Origin of the sequence: Aminipila sp. (assembly GCF_032051575.1) — a bacterium.
In the GTDB taxonomy this organism is placed as follows: domain Bacteria; phylum Bacillota; class Clostridia; order Peptostreptococcales; family Anaerovoracaceae; genus Aminipila.
Window position 1 is genome coordinate 265763 of the sequence record NZ_DAMBYD010000002.1, and the last position, 20342, is coordinate 286104.

General features: G+C 34.7%; 18 protein-coding genes. 14 read left to right on the forward strand and 4 right to left on the reverse strand.

The window, feature by feature from the left end; all coding sequences use genetic code 11:
- The first annotated feature begins 98 nt into the window (after nucleotides 1–98).
- Nucleotides 99–1460 carry an amino acid permease gene (locus RTW14_RS03485; RefSeq protein WP_312648300.1) on the forward strand — a complete coding sequence of 454 codons (1362 nt, stop codon included), beginning with the start codon at nucleotides 99–101 and terminating at the stop codon, nucleotides 1458–1460.
- Here the strand turns inward: RTW14_RS03485 and RTW14_RS03490 are convergent.
- On the reverse strand, nucleotides 1444–2031 hold the full coding sequence (locus tag RTW14_RS03490) for a CDP-alcohol phosphatidyltransferase family protein (RefSeq protein ID WP_312648301.1): 588 nt from the start codon (nucleotides 2029–2031) through the stop codon (nucleotides 1444–1446). The two genes, RTW14_RS03485 and RTW14_RS03490, sit on opposite strands and share 17 nt — an antisense overlap.
- A complete protein-coding gene (locus RTW14_RS03495) occupies nucleotides 1997–2611 on the reverse strand; it encodes a class I SAM-dependent methyltransferase (protein WP_312648302.1) in 615 nt (204 codons plus the stop codon). Before RTW14_RS03495 ends, RTW14_RS03490 begins: the two co-directional genes overlap by 35 nt.
- A gap of 231 nt (nucleotides 2612–2842) precedes the next feature.
- On the opposite strand from RTW14_RS03495, the gene RTW14_RS03500 reads away from it, so the two are divergent.
- Entirely contained in the window at nucleotides 2843–3229 is a 387-nt protein-coding gene (locus RTW14_RS03500) for a hypothetical protein (RefSeq protein WP_312648303.1), read from the forward strand.
- A 116-nt stretch (nucleotides 3230–3345) separates the two neighbouring features.
- Here the strand turns inward: RTW14_RS03500 and cooS are convergent, their stop codons facing one another.
- Nucleotides 3346–5262 (reverse strand): anaerobic carbon-monoxide dehydrogenase catalytic subunit, encoded by a 1917-nt coding sequence (cooS, locus tag RTW14_RS03505; protein ID WP_312648304.1) that lies wholly within the window; start codon nucleotides 5260–5262, stop codon nucleotides 3346–3348.
- A 155-nt stretch (nucleotides 5263–5417) separates the two neighbouring features.
- Here cooS and RTW14_RS03510 point away from each other — a divergent pair, with 155 nt between their 5' ends.
- The 8 genes from RTW14_RS03510 to RTW14_RS03545 all read left to right on the forward strand — a co-directional run bounded on the left by RTW14_RS03510 (nucleotide 5418) and on the right by RTW14_RS03545 (nucleotide 15046).
- On the forward strand, nucleotides 5418–6257 hold the full coding sequence (locus RTW14_RS03510) for a class I SAM-dependent methyltransferase (RefSeq protein WP_312648305.1): 840 nt from the start codon (nucleotides 5418–5420) through the stop codon (nucleotides 6255–6257).
- Nucleotides 6258–6259: 2 nt separating this feature from the next.
- Nucleotides 6260–6679 (forward strand): YgjP-like metallopeptidase domain-containing protein, encoded by a 420-nt coding sequence (locus tag RTW14_RS03515; protein ID WP_312648306.1) that lies wholly within the window; start codon nucleotides 6260–6262, stop codon nucleotides 6677–6679.
- A gap of 185 nt (nucleotides 6680–6864) precedes the next feature.
- Nucleotides 6865–8226, forward strand: coding sequence for a GAF domain-containing sensor histidine kinase (locus RTW14_RS03520; protein WP_312648307.1), 1362 nt, complete (start codon nucleotides 6865–6867; stop codon nucleotides 8224–8226).
- Between the two features lie 222 nt (nucleotides 8227–8448).
- A complete protein-coding gene (locus RTW14_RS03525; RefSeq protein ID WP_312648308.1) occupies nucleotides 8449–10698 on the forward strand; it encodes a heavy metal translocating P-type ATPase in 2250 nt (749 codons plus the stop codon).
- 15 nt (nucleotides 10699–10713) lie between these two features.
- Nucleotides 10714–11397 (forward strand): hypothetical protein, encoded by a 684-nt coding sequence (locus RTW14_RS03530; protein ID WP_312648309.1) that lies wholly within the window; start codon nucleotides 10714–10716, stop codon nucleotides 11395–11397.
- Nucleotides 11398–11449: 52 nt separating this feature from the next.
- Nucleotides 11450–12877 carry an urease accessory protein UreH domain-containing protein gene (locus tag RTW14_RS03535; protein WP_312648310.1) on the forward strand — a complete coding sequence of 476 codons (1428 nt, stop codon included), beginning with the start codon at nucleotides 11450–11452 and terminating at the stop codon, nucleotides 12875–12877.
- A gap of 57 nt (nucleotides 12878–12934) precedes the next feature.
- On the forward strand, nucleotides 12935–13639 hold the full coding sequence (locus tag RTW14_RS03540) for a response regulator transcription factor (protein WP_312648311.1): 705 nt from the start codon (nucleotides 12935–12937) through the stop codon (nucleotides 13637–13639).
- Between the two features lie 18 nt (nucleotides 13640–13657).
- Nucleotides 13658–15046: a sensor histidine kinase gene (locus tag RTW14_RS03545; RefSeq protein ID WP_312648312.1), complete on the forward strand. Its 1389-nt coding sequence runs from the start codon at nucleotides 13658–13660 to the stop codon at nucleotides 15044–15046.
- 65 nt (nucleotides 15047–15111) lie between these two features.
- Here RTW14_RS03545 and RTW14_RS03550 read toward each other — a convergent pair whose 3' ends face one another.
- Complete coding sequence (locus RTW14_RS03550; RefSeq protein ID WP_312648313.1) at nucleotides 15112–16197, reverse strand: transglutaminase-like domain-containing protein; 1086 nt, start codon at nucleotides 16195–16197, stop codon at nucleotides 15112–15114.
- A 341-nt stretch (nucleotides 16198–16538) separates the two neighbouring features.
- Here RTW14_RS03550 and argC point away from each other — a divergent pair, with 341 nt between their 5' ends.
- The 4 genes from argC to RTW14_RS03570 all read left to right on the forward strand — a co-directional run bounded on the left by argC (nucleotide 16539) and on the right by RTW14_RS03570 (nucleotide 20206).
- Nucleotides 16539–17579: an N-acetyl-gamma-glutamyl-phosphate reductase gene (gene argC, locus RTW14_RS03555; protein WP_312648314.1), complete on the forward strand. Its 1041-nt coding sequence runs from the start codon at nucleotides 16539–16541 to the stop codon at nucleotides 17577–17579.
- A 74-nt stretch (nucleotides 17580–17653) separates the two neighbouring features.
- On the forward strand, nucleotides 17654–18547 hold the full coding sequence (gene argB / locus RTW14_RS03560; RefSeq protein ID WP_312648315.1) for an acetylglutamate kinase: 894 nt from the start codon (nucleotides 17654–17656) through the stop codon (nucleotides 18545–18547).
- Nucleotides 18547–19731 (forward strand): aspartate aminotransferase family protein, encoded by a 1185-nt coding sequence (locus RTW14_RS03565; RefSeq protein ID WP_331654386.1) that lies wholly within the window; start codon nucleotides 18547–18549, stop codon nucleotides 19729–19731. Before argB ends, RTW14_RS03565 begins: the two co-directional genes overlap by 1 nt.
- Before the next feature lie 118 nt (nucleotides 19732–19849).
- Entirely contained in the window at nucleotides 19850–20206 is a 357-nt protein-coding gene (locus RTW14_RS03570) for a YxeA family protein (RefSeq protein WP_312648316.1), read from the forward strand.
- The last annotated feature ends 136 nt before the right edge of the window (nucleotides 20207–20342 follow it).

The following is a 20342-nucleotide window of genomic DNA, read 5'->3' on the forward strand; positions in this document are numbered from 1 at the left end:
TAGAAGGTAAAAGAACCTCAAAAAAATAGTCCATAATATTTGAAAATTAAGGAACAATAGTATAAAAAGGATTAAAGTATTGAAAGGGTTAAAATATTATGGAAAAAGGAGTTAAAGGAATGTCTGCATGGCAGCTTACTATGTTGGCATTAGGAACGGTAGTGGGAGGCTCATTTTTTGTAGGTTCCTCTGTCGCTATTCACGCAGCAGGACCTTCCGTTGTCATTGCTTATATTTTGGGAGGTGTACTGGTCTATTTTGTACTTATAGCTTTGTCTGAGCTGACGGTGGCAAACCCTGATTCTGGATCATTTCGAACCTTTGCTACACAAGCTTTTGGAGAGGGAACGGGCTTTGTTGTTGGTTGGGTGTATTGGACAGGAATGGTTTTGGCCATGTCAAGTGAATCAACAGCAGTATCTATTTTAGTGAGCAAATGGATTCCCGATATATCTATACAAGTATTGGGAAGCATCATCATTATAGGAGTTACATTATTAAATCTACTTGGTGCAGACAAGTTAAGCAAATTGGAAGGTGCTCTTGCAGCTGTAAAGCTAGTAGCAATTGCTTCATTTATTGTAATTGCATTCCTTCTTATCTCAGGTGTGGCTATAGGAAATGCTCCAATTGGAATTGGAAATCTTGCAAAAGAGCCTTTTATGCCAGGAGGAATAAGGGGAATTGCAGGGAGTATGCTTATTGTTATGTTTGCTTATGCAGGCTTTGAAATCATTGGGTTAGCAGCTTCAGAAACGGATGAGCCCAGAAAGACTGTACCTAAAGCAATTAACTATACCGTACTTTGCTTAGTAGGATTTTATATTCTTACAGTTTCTTTGATTTTACCGCTTATTCCTACAAACAGTATAAATGAAGATGTAAGCCCAATGGTTGCAGCCTTGAATAATCAAGGACTTGGCTGGGGCAGCACGGCATTAAATCTAGTCATGATTACAGCCATTATATCAACGATGCTTGCGGCTATGTTTGGAATTGGAAGAATGATGAGGTCACTAGTAGATGAGGGACATGCGCCTAGAATTTTGAAAGACACAACAGATGTTCCTTATCGAGGAATCTTTTTTTCAGGCGTGGCTATGTTAATTGGTCTGGCGATTGGCTTTATCTTTCCTAAAGTATATATCTTTTTAATAAGTTCTGGTGGGTTTGCATTGCTATTTACTTATACAGTAATTATTGCTAGTCATTTACGATTACGTAAAAAAAATGGCTGTCCCCCAGAAGGAAAGTGCCAGATGCATGGTTTCCCTTATACTTCTTGGATTACTTTAATTAGTATGGTTATCATTATATTTAGTATGCCATTTATTCCAGATCAGGTTTCGGGATTAATCACAGGTATCACTATGATTATTTTATATTCTGTAGTATATTTAGCAGCAAAATTTATCATAAATAGACCGAAGAGAAGAACAATCATTACAACCAAGAACTAATACAAATAGTTTTTATATTTCTATCTAATTCCTTGGAAGTTACGATTATTATCAATTCTTCTATGGCGGACAAGCTTGCGATACAGCCTATTAAAACTGTAGTTATTTGAAAACTACAGAAGGTATACAAAAATGGAAAACAAAATAGAGCAGCCCCAGTAGCTTTATTTGCGTAGGTATGTAAAAAAGTAACCGTATGATATTTTATAAATCCAATGGCCAATGAAAAAAATCTAATGGAGGCTATGATACCTATCCAATAAAGCATCCATTTTGACCAAGGGAAAATGGGTATAAGTATAACCAATAGAATGGCAATAAAGAATAAATCTGCAATACTGTCAAAAGTTGCACCATATGAACTATCGCATTTTATTTTTCTGGCTATATACCCATCTAAAATATCACTCACCCCACACAGAATGTAAAAGAGGAAAAATAAAGCAGAAAAAGGAATTATAAAAATTAAAATTGTAGAACAAAAAATACGTGCTGCAGTAAGAATGTTTGGAATATGTTTTATTGCTATCACCTCCTTATTTGTAATCCAACCTGACAAGTTTTTTTCCATTAGGAAGGTGTTTTTCTATTGTGTAACTCAAATCATAACCTATGCCTTTCATGGTATTTGATAAGGCAGTTGTATCCATTTGGTGGTGTACTTCAGATAGTCTGTCAAAGGCTTTCAAATAAGGCGAGTCGGAAATAAATCCGTTATCATCATTTATTTGAATTACACATGAGACATACTTAGGCATACTTCCTTTAATTAACCGTTGAAAGCAATCGTATCCGATATACTCTAAGAGTAAATTGGCAATAACTAAATCCGTCTGTGGCAGTATAAGTTTAGGATTAGTTAAGTCTACATTGATAGGTTGAAATATATCACCAAGTGCACTGTACCTTTCTACACACATATCGAGATAATTTTTATTTATATCAACACCAAATACTTTTTTTATTTTATTAGTGTTAATATGGTTTAATCCATTCCCTCCAGCTATGCCCAGGATCATTACTGATGAAACAGGATAATGATAAATCTGATCATACATGAGGCTGTTCATTGCTTGAAGTTGAAACACAGATTGTAATTGCATATGATTTTCGTAGTCATCTAATTTTATTTCTGTCCAAGGATTATTCATAACTGACTCTTTCAAATTAGTAGATTAGGGTTAACTTATATTTAATTAATTATTTTATCATAATAATTACAGACTATAAAGTCTATTTATACTTTTCATACAGTTGTTTTCAATATGTTCTCTTAGCATTCATAATATGCTATAATAGAAGTTAACAAAACGATAAAGATTTAGTTTGAAGGAATTTAAGCGGATTTAATACGCATTATTAAGGATATAGGAGAAAATAAAATGATTAAAGCATATTTAACGGCATTTCCCATGTTATATGAAGGAGAAGATATTGAAGTACGATACAGCATTTTTGAAGATGATGTACTAATAAAAAAGGAATCCGTTTATTTAGCGTATATGAAGCCGGCTATTGTTGGGCTGAATTCAGTACTTACTTTATTGCATAAGCTGGAACAATATAAGGAAAAAGAAATCACAGTTGTTTTAAACGACGCATCTTTATATGAAGTCATAAAGGGAGCTAGTACCACTCAGAATGGAGATGTCATTAAAATGTACAATAAAGCAAAGAAGCAACAAGCCAAATTCAACAAGCTGTCTTTTATTAATGTAACTAAAGATAAAGAGGCGCTAGCCAGATGGAAAGAAATATTAAAGGATTAATATACTTTAGACTGTTACTATTTATTTAAAATTAACAAAAAGTCACCTTACATATCAATGTTGGGTGACTTTTAAGTTAATTAAATATTTATTTATTTGGGAAAATCGACTTATTCTTATTCTTTTAAGCCCATTGCTAGTCTTTTCTTTAAGATATGAGCTTTAATGTCCTTAGCAGCTTGAACGGGATCATCTCCTATAGCTACTTTTCCGCCAGTTAATCCTTCTACATCCTGTGTTAGTAGTTTTACTAAATCGGGGGCACCAGTTACAAACGGAGTTGGAGAAAGATGAGTATATGCGCCATAAGCTACGGCAAATAGGCCATCTATAGTAGCTTTTTGTTCCATCCATTCAGGGGCGGTAACGGCTATTGGAAGATCTGGAATATCAACCTTTAAGTGATCAGCCAATGCGGTAACCAACATAGAAATTCGCCCTGTATCAGTACAAGTACCAAAGCTCAGTACGGGTGGGATATTTAACGCCCTGCATACGCCTTGTAATCCTTCACCCGCTAATTCAATAGCATCAAGATTACACATACCTGCAACCTCTAAGGCATGGTTTCCGCAGCCTCCGGCAACAACTAAAATATCACCCTTAATTAGTTCTTTAGTAATATTAACGGTATTCCAATCCTGAGGACCGTTTCGTAAAGTAGAACAGCTTGCTAACGCTACAATACCCTTGATTTGGCCTTTTGCAATTACATCAACTAAATTATCTAAATCATTGCCAATCGCACCAAGTACCGCTTCAGTGGAGAAACCTGCAATAGCTTTTGTTTTATGCTGAGGTACCAAAGGCTTAATTTTATCATGTCTTCTTTTAAAGTTCTCAATAGCAATCTGAATACAGTTTTCAGCCATTTCATCAACTTTTGCTGGATAATATGGCATTTCATGTTGTGTTCCAGGTACTCCTATAATTGTGCTGGCACTAATCAATGCTACCTGATATTTTTCTGCATATTGATCAATGGCAGGAGGCGAACAGTTTTCTTCCATAACAAGTGCGTCCACTGTTCCTGTTGCAAGGAATGGTTCTATTGATAGCCAGTCGCCCATCAATCCTACGAACACATCGTCAACTTCAAATCTCTGCAGTAATTCCTGGCCAGTTTCAATAGAACCTACAATATGAATTCCTTTTGCTCCCGCTTTTTTTGCCAATTCCTGATATTCCTGCATTTTAGCTTTTTGCAATGTTGCAACACCTACCCATGGCTGGTGACCATTAAATGCAATGTTTACATAATGTGGGTCCATAATTCCCAAATCCACATCTACTTCATGAGGCATTGGGGTACCAAATAAAATATCTTGAGCCATTTCAAGACCAATCTGAGCAGTATATATCGTAGAAAGCCCTAATCTTAGAGCCTTTTTAGCCAGAGAAACATAATCTCCATCTACATTTGTGAGACAGCTTGCAATAGAGTTCTCTACTTCGTGTTGAACGCCACAAGGATAAATGTGTAATTCTTTCCATAGGGGCTTTCTTTTTTGAGGCGCAAAAACTTCAACCATTTTATTTTCATGGTCGGGGGTGACTTTCATTTCTTTGTCAAGGAATTCAGCTAATTGAACCGCAAGTGCATTTATGTCCTGATTTGTATCTATGCCAACTTTCTGACACATCATCTTCAGCTTATTTTCATCTGTAATTTTAAATGGGGTTTTTCCTTCTCCAGTAGCTTTTAGTGTTCTAAAAGCTTCATATGCGTGATGAGCATAGGTTGCTGCTCCCATGATATTTCTCATGAGAAGATTCCTCATGGCCATGGCATCTGGGCCAATACCACAAACCCCTTTATCAGCACCTGCTTTTTCGCTGATTCTGCAAGGACCCTGTGTACAGAGTTGGCAGCTCAATCCCTGAAGACAAAAGTTACAGCGGATTTTATCCTGAGGATCCCATCTTGAAAATACACTGGAAAGCCCGTCTTCTCTAATTCTAATCAACATTTCTTCTACTGAATCATGAAAACTAACACGCTCCGCCATTTTTTTTGAAATCGTTTCTGACATAATTAACCTCCTAGTTAACATTTACATAAATCTAATATCAATTAGTATGTCATTTTTATTAGAAATTATTGACTATTAACTTAATACACTCCTAAAAATGGTGTATAATGACTAAGTCGTGTAAGACTAAATGAAAAGGGAGTTTGTGAGTTTGTATGTACAAAAAAATATTAGAATATGCAAAAGAGAAGCCACCAGTTTATACTCAAAGTTCTGAAAAGTTTTGGGATGATGAACATATCTCCAAGCAGATGCTAGAGGCCCATTTGAATCCAGATTTTGATGGAGCTTCTAGGAAACATAGTTTCATTAAACAATCTGTGCAATGGATTGAAAGCCTTTGTGAAAACAAATCTGAAAAGAAACTTTTAGATTTAGGCTGTGGACCTGGAATATATGCAGAGCTGTTTGAAGAAAAGGGATTTACTGTTACTGGAATAGACTTTTCAAAGAGATCAATTAGTTACGCAAAAGAAAATGCAGAATCTAAGCAAAAAAATATAGAATATTTTTATCAAAATTATTTAACTATGGACTATGAAAACCAGTTTGATTTGGTGACTTTAATCTATTGTGATTTTGGCGTGTTAAATCCAAAAGATAGACATGAACTGCTTGGCAAAATTAAACGGGCCTTGAAGCCAAGTGGAGTTTTGATATTAGATGGGTTTACAAAGTTACAATTATCAGTGTCTATGGAAAAAGAACTAATTGAGTATTATGATAGTGGATTTTGGAATCCAACGCCGTATGTTTGCATTCAGCGAAATTTTCACTACGATGACCCTAAAGTTTTTCTAGAACAATATCTTGTGATTACAGAAGAAGAGTGCAATTGTTATAATATGTGGAATCAAATTTTTAGTAAGGATTCTTTAATGGAGGAGTTACAGCAAGCAGGTTTCGACAAGATGGAATTCTTTGATGATGTTTGTGGAAAAACTTTTTCAGGTGACAGCAATACCATATGTGTTGTTGCAAAATATAGAGGGTAAAATTGAAAGAAGCACAGGAAAAATACATTAAATATCTAGGGAACGTGAAACCCCTGGACGAAGTTATACACAGTGAAGGGTTATCTGAAGCGGAGACATTAGAAGAGATTATTAAATTTTATATGAGGAGCAGCAAGCAGATTACTAGGGAAAGAACGAAGTTTTATCAGAAATTGTTAAAAGTAACCCCCAGTGGAATAAAAATAGATAAAATCAGCAATCGATGGGGAAGCTGTAATTCAAGGAAAGAAATTACTTATAATTATTTAATATCCACATTACCCATGGAACTGATTGATTATATTGTAGTTCATGAGCTATGTCATATACATCATATGAATCATGATCGATCCTTCTGGCGTAAAGTAGGTAGTATTATGCCTGATTACAAGCTTAAAATGAAAATGCTTGAAGACAGATAGAAGAAATGAGTTGTCATTGCTACAACTCATTTTTTTGTGTGTGATATTTAAATAAAAAGATTAAGGAGCATTGTGCGTATTGGAGAAGGAAGCATGAATAAACTTGATTTGATACAAATTAAGGCATAAAATGGAAGAATAAGAAGAACAGTATTTTTAAAAGGGGAAGCCAAGGGGAAAGCAAAATGTATGATTTAAATACCATAATAAATATATGCCAGACTATTTCCAGTGAGATAGAAGTGAAAAAATTGCTTGAAAAATTAATGGAAATAGCAATGCGAAATTCAGGGAGCACAATGGGATATATACTTTTGAAAAATGATAATAGATTGGTTTTAGCTTCTGGAAAATTAAATAATAACTCAGAACTTCATATTAATCACAAAGAAATAGAGTTTAATCCTATTGATGTTAAAGATTTGTTACCAAGCTCTATGATTAACTATGTTACTATGACTAATGAAGTGCTGATTATTGACAATATATCCAGAAGTCAATTTGCCTATGATCAATATTTTGAATCCAATACTGTTCAATCGGTTATGTGCCTGCCTATTATGAAACAAAATGTTTTAAAAGGAGTCGTGTATTTAGAAAATAATATTTTGTCGGGAGCATTTGATAAAAATAATATGGAAGTATTAAATATAATTATTTCGCAAGTTGCTATTTCCATAGAGAATGCTTTTTTATATGCTGAGCTTGAAAATAAGGTGAAAGAACAAACTATGCAATTGGAGGAGACTGTATCTAAGTATAAACTTAAAACAGAGTTTTTCTCCAACATTTCTCATGAGCTCAGAACTCCGATTAACGTAATTATCTCAGCATTACAGATGCACCTGCTTAAGCTAGATGGCTGCCACTGCAAGAAAATTTCAAAAGCTTGTTATAAATATCATAATATAATGAGGCAAAATTGTTTCCGCCTTTTAAGGTTAGCCAATAATTTAATTGATATAAGCAAGATAGATGCAGGATATTTTTGTGTAAATAGTATGAATGTTAATCTTGTTAATGTTTTAGAAAATATAACTATGTCAGTAGCGGATTATGTTGAAGATAAGGGAATAGAATTAATTTTTGATACAGATGTGGAGGAAAAAATAATAGCTTGTGATCCGGAAAAAATCGAGAGAATTTTGCTGAATCTACTGTCAAATGCAGTCAAATTCACACCTAGTGGGGGAAATATCAGGGTGGATTTTAGGGACGGAATAGAAAATATCTGCATTAGTGTAAAAGATAATGGAAGAGGTATTCCACAAGATAAGCTGGGTGTAATCTTTAAAAGATTTGTTCAAGTTAATAAATCCTTTACAAGAGATCATGAAGGAAGTGGAATAGGACTTTCGCTTGTTAAAGACTTAGTGGAACTTCATGGTGGTACAATATCTGTTAAAAGTGACACAGATCAGGGTGCGGAATTTATTATATCGTTGCCTTGTAAATTATTAGATAAAGAATATGATGAAGTAGACTGCTGTGGTGAACTGAATAAGCAGCATATGGACAAAATTAATATAGAATTTTCAGATATATAAATAGGATGTCAGTGGCTATTGTGTATAGCTGAACATAAAAAACAAAGCGCAGAGGGTTTATCCTATCTGCGTTTTTTTATGTTTATTATAGGCGATATTTACTTTTTCAATTCTCCATAATATCTTCATAAAGGATTGATAGTATGAGGTCAATACAATTATAACTATTTCCGTTTAGTGCATAATACTAAGATGTACTAAGAACAAAAAGGAGAGAGAAGCATGCAAAAAGAGAATCTTCAAATTGTGGGTATGACATGTGCAGCCTGTGCAAATAGAATAGAAAAAGTTGTTTCCAAATTGGATGGAGTTTCTACCGCTTCTGTGAATTTTGCATCGGAAAAGCTTGTGACAAATTATGACCCTGAAAAAATAAACGTATTAGAGATAAAAAATGCCATAGCAAAGGCAGGTTATGAAGCCTTAGATATTCAAAAGAAAATAACTGTAGATGAAGACAAACTCCGAAAAGAAAAAGAAATAAAATCTTTGTGGACAAAGTTTATTGTTTCTGCAGTATGCTGTATTCCATTGCTATATTTAGCAATGGGTGCAATGATCTGGTGGCTGAGGTTCCCAATTCCTGATTTATTAAAGCCTATGCAGTATCCTTTGAACTATGCATATACACAAATTGCATTGTTGATTCCAATATTAGTAGCCGGACATAAATTTTATTCTGTAGGCTTTAAGGCAATCCTAAGCCGAAGTCCCAATATGGATTCACTGATTGCTATGGGGACCTCTGCGGCAATTTTATATAGCGTATATTCAACATACCGGATTTCAATTGGTGATTTTGGCTACATGGAGGATTTGTATTTTGAAACAGCGGGGGTTATTATCACCTTGATTTTATTAGGTAAATCTCTTGAAGCGGTTTCCAAAGGAAAAACTTCTGAAGCCATTAAAAAACTTATGGGTCTGGCACCTAAAACAGCCATTGTCATACAGGATGGAAAAGAGGTAATCATTCCAATTGAAGAAGTGGAAGTGAACGATATTATCCTAGTAAAGCCTGGTGAAAAAATACCTGTAGATGGAATAGTAACACAAGGTCTGACGTCTATAGATGAATCTATGCTGACTGGTGAAAGTATACCCATTGAGAAAAAGGAAGGGGACAAAGTTTTTGCAGCCAGCCTCAATAAAAATGGATCGATTCAATTTAAAGCCACAAAGGTTGGAAGTGATACTGCTTTGGCTCAGATTATAAAATTAGTTGAAGATGCTCAAGGGACAAAGGCTCCTATTGCGCAAATGGCTGATGTTGTTTCAGGATATTTTGTCCCAATTGTATTTGCCATTGCTGTCATAGCATCTGCTGCTTGGCTGATTAGTGGACAAACTGCTGTATTTGCATTAACTATATTTATATCTGTTCTTGTAATTGCTTGCCCGTGTGCACTAGGTCTTGCAACCCCTACAGCCATTATGGTGGGAACTGGAAAAGGTGCTGAATATGGCATATTAATTAAAGGTGGAGAGGCACTTGAGCACACACATAAAATAAACACTATCGTATTTGATAAGACAGGTACCATAACAGAGGGAAAGCCAGAAATAACAGATATCATAACGGTAGCTGATATAAGCAAGCAGAGACTATTGCAGATAGCAGCATCATCAGAAAAAGGATCAGAACATCCCCTAGGTGAAGCAATAGTACGGGGAGCTGAAAAGGAAAGTTTGAACATTTTAGAGCTGGATAATTTCGAGGCTATACCAGGGTATGGAATTCAGGTACAGGTTGATGGATTAAAAGTACTTTTGGGTAATGAAAAATTAATGACTGATAGAGGAATCTCTTTAATAAAACTTAAGGAAGAATCCGACCAATTAGCCTCGGCAGGTAAAACTCCTATGTATATTGCCATAGAAAATGAGCTTTCTGGAATAATAGCCGTTGCTGATGTGGTAAAAGAGAGCAGCTCTAATGCTATAAAAAAACTTCATGAGATGGGTATCGAAGTAGCCATGATTACGGGGGATAATAGAAGAACTGCAGAAACTATTGCAAAACAAGTAGGAATTGACAGGGTATTAGCTGAAGTACTTCCACAGGATAAATCAAATGAAGTAAAAAAATTGCAGGCAGAAGGTAAGGTCGTATCTATGGTAGGAGATGGTATCAATGACGCTCCGGCATTAGCCCAGGCAGATATTGGAATAGCTATCGGTTCTGGAACGGATGTAGCCATGGAGTCGGCAGATATCGTATTAATGAGAAGTGATTTGATGGATGTTCCGACTGCCATTCAACTTAGTAAAAGTACCATTAGAAATATTAAACAAAATCTATTTTGGGCATTTGGTTACAATGTATTGGGAATTCCAGTAGCCGCAGGCTTATTGTATGCCTTTGGTGGTCCTACTTTAAACCCTATTTTAGCAGCTGCTGCAATGTCGTTAAGTTCAGTATCTGTTTTAACGAACGCACTTAGATTAAAAGGGTTTAAACCCTATAAATAAAAGGAGATTTAAGATATGAAATCTATGAAGAGTAAAATACTGATTATAGCACTTTCACTTACTATAATCGTTTCGATTTCCGCGTGTGGTAAATCGGATGTAGTAGGGGAAGTGGCAAAGACATCCTTTGCTTCTGTATTAGAAGCTATTCCAAATCAAATTGAGGAAGATGAAATGAATGGGGGCTGGTCCTTAAGTGCACCAGATGACTCCGCAAGATTTATCTGGAGTAAAGACTATAGTAAAAGTACAATGCATGATGTGATGATTGAATTTGATGCGCAGCCATTTGTTAATGCTGGTTTAAATGTCAATAAGCTGCCCAAGGGTATTGCATTTGAGGATAAGATAATGCTAGGCACTGAATTAGGAAATGACGAATTAAAATATTCTGGCGAAGCAACTCCGTCAGCTTCCTTTAATCAACTGGTGGATATCTACAGAGACTCAATCGGATACCATGAAGTATTGGATCATTATGGTGTTGATTTAGGAGATGGAAATAAATTTGAGTGGGCGAAGGATATGAGTTCAAATGATAAAGATATAGTATTTGTTGTGGATCCTGAAATCTTTATTGAAGCAGGAGTAGATCCGGATAAAGTACAGGGCTGGGTCTATGCTTCTGTGGAAGTTAAGGATGATAGCGGTAAGCCAGTTAAAGTAAAGAAATTTTTAAAGCCTTTTGATTTACAATAACTGATTTAAAGTAAAAGTGGCCAGTATAACCTATAAAAGGGAGGAATAAATAGTGGGAAAAAAATTGATTAAAAAGAGACTTAAAGTAGAAGGATTGACGTGTACAGGCTGTGAATCAAAAATTGAAAATAAATTAATCAAAATGCATGGCATTTATGAAGTAGATGCAAGTTATTACGCTGCGAGTTTATCTGTGGTTTATAATCCCCAAGAGGTTGCAATTGAGGATATCATAAATGCAGTAACAAAGCTTGGTTATAATGTAAAACTTAATCTAAATGAACCTCAAGATAACTCACAAAAGAGTTCAAACAACCAGCTTATCGTTATAGGTATTATTATTTTGGGGCTTTATCTTATTATAAAAAATACGGTAGGATTCAACTTTATACCCAAAATAGATCCGAGTATGGGTTATGGCATCTTATTTGTAGTTGGTCTGTTATCTTCTCTTCATTGCATTGCTATGTGTGGTGGAATTAACCTGTCACTCTCTGTATCCCATAAATTTGATCATGAGAGTAACAAAAAAATTGTAAAGGTACTACCAAGTTTACAGTATAATGCAGGAAGAGTAGTGTCATACACCATAATAGGAGGTATTGTAGGTGCACTTGGATCTGTATTCACTATGTCAAATACTGGTAGTGCTTTTATAACTATATTAGCTGGTACTTTTATGGTTATAATGGGGCTGAATATGTTGAACATATTTCCTTGGCTAAAAAAATTAAACCCACATATGCCTAAGGTATTTGCTAACAAAATATATAGTGCAAACAGTAATAAAGGTCCATTTGTAGTTGGATTATTGAATGGTTTAATGCCTTGCGGACCGTTACAAGCTATGCAGTTATACGCACTTGGAACAGGTAGTTTTATAGCTGGTGCATTATCAATGTTTATGTTTAGTCTAGGGACCGTTCCTCTTCTGTTTGCTTTTGGCGCGCTAGGCTCAATGCTAAGTTCTAAGTTTGCAAAAAATATGGTAAAAGTAAGCGCAATGTTAGTTATCGTATTGGGCATTGTGATGATGAATAGAGGAATGGCCTTTACAGGAATTAGTTTTGGTTCATTGGCTACCAGTGCTAGTACGGATAATGCAACTATAAGCAGTATTGTAGGCGAAGAGCAACAAGTAATGACTACGTTGGATGGAGGCAGTTATTCTCCAATTGCAGTACAAGCAGGGACTCCAGTGAAGTGGACAATTAATGTAGATGAAGGGGATTTAAATGGATGTAACAATGAAATGATTATTCCGGAGTATAATATAAAGCAAAAATTGAAAGTAGGTGAAAATGTGATCACCTTTACCCCAACGGAAACTGGAAAGTTTGGATATAGCTGCTGGATGGGTATGATTACCAGTAGTATCACCGTGGTTGAGGATATACAGAATGTTGACGCTACAAAAGATGCACTAGATTCAACAGCTGTAAATAATTCAGGAATGCCAGCAGGATGTTGTGGTATATAACCTATAGTTGATTATGATTTTGTCTTTATGGTATAGTGATGATATGGGAGGGATGACATGATTGAAGATAAGAAAAAAGTGCTGATTGTTGATGATGAGCCTAAAATAGTAGAAGCAGTAGTAGCTTATCTAGAAAAAAGCGGATACAATCCATTTGCTGCTTATAATGGAGAAAAGGCCCTTACTTTATTTGACAATGTAAATCCTGATTTAGTTGTTTTAGATTTGATGTTACCCAGGATATCAGGCGAAGAAATATGCAAAATTATTCGAAGAAATTCCAGAGTTCCAATTATCATGCTAACTGCAAAAATCAGTGAAGAGGAAAAGATAAATGGATTAAATATTGGGGCAGATGATTATGTGACTAAGCCATTTAGCCCCAGAGAGTTAATGGCAAGAATAAATAGCTTACTCCGGCGCGCTGATGAAGGCGTGTCTCCCCTTTTTCATATAATGAGCTGGAATGATAATGATTTACAAATTGATTTAAATTCTTATACTGTTAAAAAGTCTGGTGTAAGCGTAAATCTTACACGTATAGAATTCAAATTATTATGTACCTTGATAAAATATCCTAAAAAAATATTTACGAGAGAGGAATTGATTGATATTGTCCTTGGAGCAGATTATGATGGGTTTGAAAGGACGATTGACTCCCATATAAAAAATTTGAGGAGTAAAATAGAGGATGATACCACCAATCCAAGATATATTCTTACGGTTCGAGGTGTTGGCTATAAATTTGGAGATAACCAGTGATAAAGAAGGGAGTTAATTATGAATTTAAGTCTTAAAGTTAAATTGACTATATCCTATGTCTTACTTTCTTTGTTTCTTGTTAGCTCCCTTTTATTTGCATCTAATTATTTTCTAGAAAATAAGTTTCAAAGCTATATTGCAAATACGCAGGAAAAGAAGAATCAGGATATAGTAAATTTAGTAACGGATGAATTTAGTGCAAATGGAGAATTTCCTAGTGAGGATTCTCTTGAGAACATAGGGCACACTGCACTATCACAAGGTTTGATTTTAATGGTTAATGACTTAAAGAATAACCAATTGTTTTGTATGAGCACTTTGGATAGCCAAATGTGTGATAATATGCTTGAAAGCATGCGCTCTAATATGGCAAAAATATATCCTAACTTTAATGGTCAATATAAAGAAAATAATTATGATGTTCTGAAAAATGGTAAAAAGGTTGCCACCGTTACCCTTGGCTATTATGGACCTTATTTTTATAATGATGAAGATATACAATTCATTCAAGTATTAAATAAAGTTTTTATTAGTATAGGCATATTATTTTTGATGATAGCAGCTTTTTTAGGGTTTTATATGGCAAACAGGATTTCAATGCCAATTAAAAAAGTAATAAATAAAACAACACAGATAGAAGCAGGCAATTATAGCGAGAGATTAACACTTGTTTCTAAAACAAATGAAATTAACCAGTTAATACATAGTGTAAACATATTAGCTGATACTCTTGAAAAGCAACAAATTTCTAAGAAGCGTATGGCAAGAGATTATGCTCATGAATTTAGGACACCATTGGCTGCATTACAATCAAACTTAGAGGCAATGATTGATGGAATATTGGAGCCAACTCCAGAAAGACTGGAAAGTTGCAGAGTAGAGATTTTAAGACTAACCCGAATGATATCTGATATAGATAAAATCGTACAAATTGAAAATGACAGCCTAAAGCTTGAAAAAACAAAATTTGATTTAGTAAACGTTATCCATCAAATTGTTTCAAATTTTCAACCAGAGCTTTCCAATCAGAATATACAAATCCACATAAGCACAAAACCATGCGAAATCTATGCAGATAAGGATAAAATCATTCAGGTAATTGTAAACTTACTGTCTAACGCAATTAAATATACTGATAGTGGTGGAAAAATTCAGGTAGCTGCAAACAAATATGGGAATAAGGCAGAGCTCATCCTTTCAGATACAGGTGTAGGTATAGAAGAAGAAGACCTGCCGAATATTTTTGATCATTTATATCGTACGGATAAATCGCGGGATCGAAATACAGGAGGCTCAGGAATTGGATTATCTGTTGTAAAAGCAATTGTTGATGCTCATGGCGGTCATATAGAAGTAAAAAGTGAATTGTATAAGGGCAGTCAGTTCATCGTTACGTTTCCACTGTAAATTTTATTTCAATATAAATAGTTTAAAGTTTATTAATAATTATAAAAATACAAGGAGAGGGGTTTTTACCACTCTCCTTGTATTACGTCGTACTTATGATTCATGGCGAAATTCGAATTGTCAAAATAGTCTAATCCAGAATTACCAAATGTCGTATCTACATTTATCCATCGTTGCTCATCTGAGTCATAGACCTGATTCCAGGCATGGTCACCCCATTCAATTCCATTATAGCCCAAACCTGTTACAAATCGTACATTTATCCCTACTGAACGGCACATGGAAACATATAAGCATGAATAGTCAAAACATACTCCTTCTCTTTCATTGTAGGTAACTATGGAACCAGATTTCACATGGGAAGGGCTTTTAACTATTACCGTTGCCTTATCATCATCATATTGTATATTCTGGCTAATCCACTGGTATAGCAGGTAAGCCTTTATCTTATCACTTTTCTCAGTTCCAACAATTTCTTTTGCCTTTTTGTCTATTTCTACATTTGACTTGACGGCTTCTTCAAGGGTTACCCCATTAAAATATTTTATTACAGGTACTTTCCAATAATTAGGGTTTTCGCCATTTTCATTATTAGCAGGTGTAAAATCTTCTGCAGCTTTATTAAAGGAATCATTAATTAGTACAGGCAGCTTTTTAGCTATGTCTGTACTTAGTATGGGTTGTAGAAATTTTTTATTAATTATTTGATAGGCAGAGGAATGGTTTATGTAATCACTGGTAGTATCATTATTAATAAAATTTGTATAAAAATTTAGTAACAATGAAAAAATTAGTACCATGCATACAGACTTTGGAATCTGCCAGGATACACTTAGTATTCTTTTGACATTATTGCTCATTGAATTAAATATAGATGAAAGTCTTTCCGTCAAAGGAATAACTGCATATTTTTCCAAAGGAATTGTTAAAATCTCCAACACCCAAAGAGTAATGGCTAATAGAATGAAAAAAACAATAAAATAGGCCATAATATCATGATTATAACGAAGAATCAAATCTTCAATAGATGGAAAAAACTTATATAAAGGCGCTAAAAAGCTGTTCGAATTGTTAGAAAAAATAACCCGAACGAGATAGAACGAAAGTAGAAGGCCTACAATAAGTTTAATGCTATTCAAAAACGATAACAATGAGTGATGTATCCTATTGATTGAAATAGGATACATCACCCCTGTGAGTAAAGGCATAAAAAAAATGCCTAAGATTATTAGTGTTATTATATTAAAATTATTAAATAAATTCATAAATACTCCGTTTACTATAGTTGTTTATACCTTAAATATAAGGCTTGATTAATGCGATACTTATATAATTATAGCACAATAAAATGAATAATAACCACCCAACAGAATCTACCAAAATAGATTATTAATAAACAATCCTAGAGTGAACATCAAATAATGCTTGCATATTTTACGATTAAAATGTATAATTATTCAAATATCGCAAAAGTAAAAAGGAGTGTTGAAGTATGATTAAAGTAGGGATTATTGGTGCAACAGGGTATGCAGGTGGCGAATTAGTCAGACTTTTATTAGGGCATAAAGGCGTTGAGATAAAGTGGTATGGATCAAAGAGTCATATTGACAAGAAATATAGTGATGTATTCCAGAATATGTTTCGGATTGTTGAGGATTACTGTATGGATGCCAATTTTGAAAAATTGGCAGGAGAAGTAGATGTCATTTTTACAGCTACACCACAGGGATACCTGTCAGGAATTCTAACAGAAAAAATTCTAGACAAAGTAAAGATTATTGATTTAAGTGCAGATTATCGTTTTAAAGACGTTAAGGTATATGAACAGTGGTATCAGATAGAACATAAGACTCCTCAATTGATAAATGAAGCAGTATATGGATTATGTGAAATAAACAGAGAAAAAATAAAAAATGCACGATTAGTGGCTAATCCCGGCTGCTACACAACTTGTTCAATCTTAACCATTTATCCATTAGTTAAGGCTGGCCTTATTGATAAACATTCCATCATTATTGATGCTAAGTCTGGAGCTTCTGGAGCGGGAAGAGGCGCAACGCTTCAAAATCTATATTGTGAAGTAAATGAAAATATGAAGGCTTATGGAGTTGCCACCCATAGACATACCCCAGAAATTGAAGAGCAATTGGGTTATGCAGCGGATGGAAAAGTAGTATTAAATTTTACTCCTCATCTAGTGCCTATGAACAGGGGGATATTAACAACTGCTTATGCAAACTTGCAAAAGGATGCTTCATATGAAGATATTAAAGAAGTTTATGATAAATATTACAAAAATGAACCATTTATCAGGGGTTTGGAAAAAGGTATTTTCCCCCAGACCAAATGGGTACAGGCAAGTAATTATGTGGATATGGGATTTAAAATTGATCCACGTACAAATCGGATAATCGTGATTGGGGTACTGGACAACATAGTTAAAGGTGCTGCAGGGCAGGCAGTTCAAAATATGAATATAATGTTTGGAATAGATGAAAAAACAGGATTACTTCAGCCCCCAATGTATATCTAATACCTATTGTGAACACGGATATAAGTTTGAAAAAGTTGAAGTTGAGATATTATATAGTAAACAGAGGAGAAAAAATGACGAAAGAGATGGACAACATATTGCAGAGAACAGAGATTTTAATTGAGGCATTACAATATGTAAAACGATTTAACAATAAGATTATTGTCGTAAAATATGGCGGAAGTGCAATGATTGATGAAAAGATGGAAAAGAGTGTGATACAAGATGTTGCATTGCTGAAATCAGTAGGGTTTAAACCGATTATAGTGCACGGAGGAGGGAAGGAAATCAGTAACTGGGTTGAAAAAATAGGGAAAAAAATAGAATTTGTCGAGGGCCTTCGAGTTACAGATAAAGAAACAATGGAAATAGCAGAAATGGTATTGAATAAGGTTAATAAAGGACTTGTTCAGAAACTTGAAGAATTTGGAGTTAATGCCGTTGGAATCAGTGGCAAAGATGGCAGTTTACTTAAGGCGGAAAGGAAGTGTTTAAATGGTCTGGATCTGGGTTATGTAGGAGAGATTACCCAAGTGAACCCACAATTATTATATGGACTGCTCGAAAAAGGCTTTCTTCCTGTTGTAGCGCCTATTGGAACAGATGATGAGTTTGAATCTTATAATATTAATGGTGATGATGCAGCATGTGCTGTAGCTAAAGCTCTTAATGCTGAGAAACTAACATTTCTAACAGACATAGAGGGGGTTTTAAAAGATCCTGCTGATAAGTCTACATTAATTTCTGAATTGATGGTAGAAGAGGCAAAAAAATTAATAGAAGATGGAATAGTCAATGGTGGCATGCTCCCTAAAATTAATAGCTGTATTGATGCAATTGAAAACGGAGTTTCAAGAGTCCATATTATTGATGGTACAATTGCCCATTGTTTATTACTCGAAATATTTACCAATAAGGGGATTGGAACAGCGATTTTAGCAAGTTCAGAAAGCAGGTTTGATGTGTAATGATGGAGAATTATATTAATAATGCTGAGCAAGTTGTTTTACATACGTACAATCGATACCAGATTGTTTTGGAAAAGGGAAGAGATGTCTATCTATATGATGTAAATAATAAAGAATATCTAGATTTTGCTGCAGGCATAGCGGTATTTGCATTGGGATATGGCAATGAAGAATATAATAATGCTTTAAAAGGACAGATTGATAAGCTTATTCATACGTCAAATTTGTATTATAACGTTCCTGCAATTGAAGCAGCAGAAAAATTACTTCAGGCATCTGATATGGATAAAGTATTTTTCACCAATAGTGGAGCAGAGGCCATTGAAGGTGCTTTGAAAACGGCAAGAAAATACGCATTTTTAAAGGATGGAAAGACAGATCACGAAATCATTGCAATGAATAATTCTTTTCATGGGAGAAGTTTTGGAGCGTTGTCCGTAACTGGAAATGTGAAGTATCAAGAGGCATTTAAACCGCTGATTGGAGGCATAAGATTTGCTGATTTTAATGATTTGGAAAGTGTGAAAGCACAAATAACAGATAAAACATGTGCCATTATAGTAGAACCCATACAAGGAGAAGGTGGAATCTATCCCGCTACGGAAAGCTTTTTAAAGGGTTTACAGAAAATTGCGAAGGAAAGGGACATTTTATTGATATTTGATGAAATTCAGTGTGGAATGGGACGTACAGGTAACATGTTTGCATGGCAGTCTTTTGGAATTATGCCTGATATAATGACTTGTGCAAAAGCTCTTGGCTGCGGTGTTCCAGTTGGTGCTTTTGTTTTGAATGAGAAAACGGCAAAAGCTTCTTTGACATCGGGAGATCATGGAACTACTTATGGTGGTAATCCTCTAGTATGCGCCGCTGTAAGTAAGGTATTTGATCTATATGAAGAACAGAACCTGCTGCAGCATGTAAATGAGGTGGGTACATATTTAGCTAAACATCTTGATATCTTAGCAGAAAAATATGAATGCATTGCAGAAAGACGAGGTATAGGTTTGATGCAAGGTCTGGTGATTCAAGGAAAGCAAGTGGGCGACATAGTAACAAAGGCATTGGAAGAAGGGCTAATCATTATTACAGCAGGGAAGGATGTACTGCGTTTTGTACCTCCATTAATTATAGAAAAGCGCCATGTTGATGAAATGATTACAAAATTGCAGCGTTGTCTTTAACTTTGATTTAATATTATTGTAAGATTATTGTTAGATTTCCGCAAGGTTTAACTGCTAAGCTATTTTTTGACAAACAGATAAAATCTGTAATAGCATAGCAAAAGGGGGAAATTTCATTTTGAAAAAGTTTATTATGATTATAGGATTAGTAGTATTAATTTTGGGGGCTTTATTTGTTTTATTTTTAAATCCAGATAAAATAGATCCGGATAATCCAACTGGAAAGACAACATATTATACACAGATTAGTAATCAGGAGGTTGAAGTAAATGACGATAACAGGTATGAATATGTTCTGACTTGTTATGATGAAAAGGGAAAGGAAAAAAGTCTAAACTTTACTACTGGGAAAAAACTACGAGAAGACGCTTATGTAAAACTTTATGATGCGCCATTACGAGGAGTAACTTATTGGGAAGAAATAGGGGAGAAGGACCTTCCTGAAAAAGTTAAGGATATATATAAGGTAAAATAAAATGGACCCTGCAGAATAGACACTAGAAAAAAGTGCCTATCTGCGGGGTTATTTTGTATGCTGCTCTTGCGGAACCTGTATTTTTCCAGAGGCTCATCGATAAATTTACTTTTTTATTTTAAAATCTGTATTGACA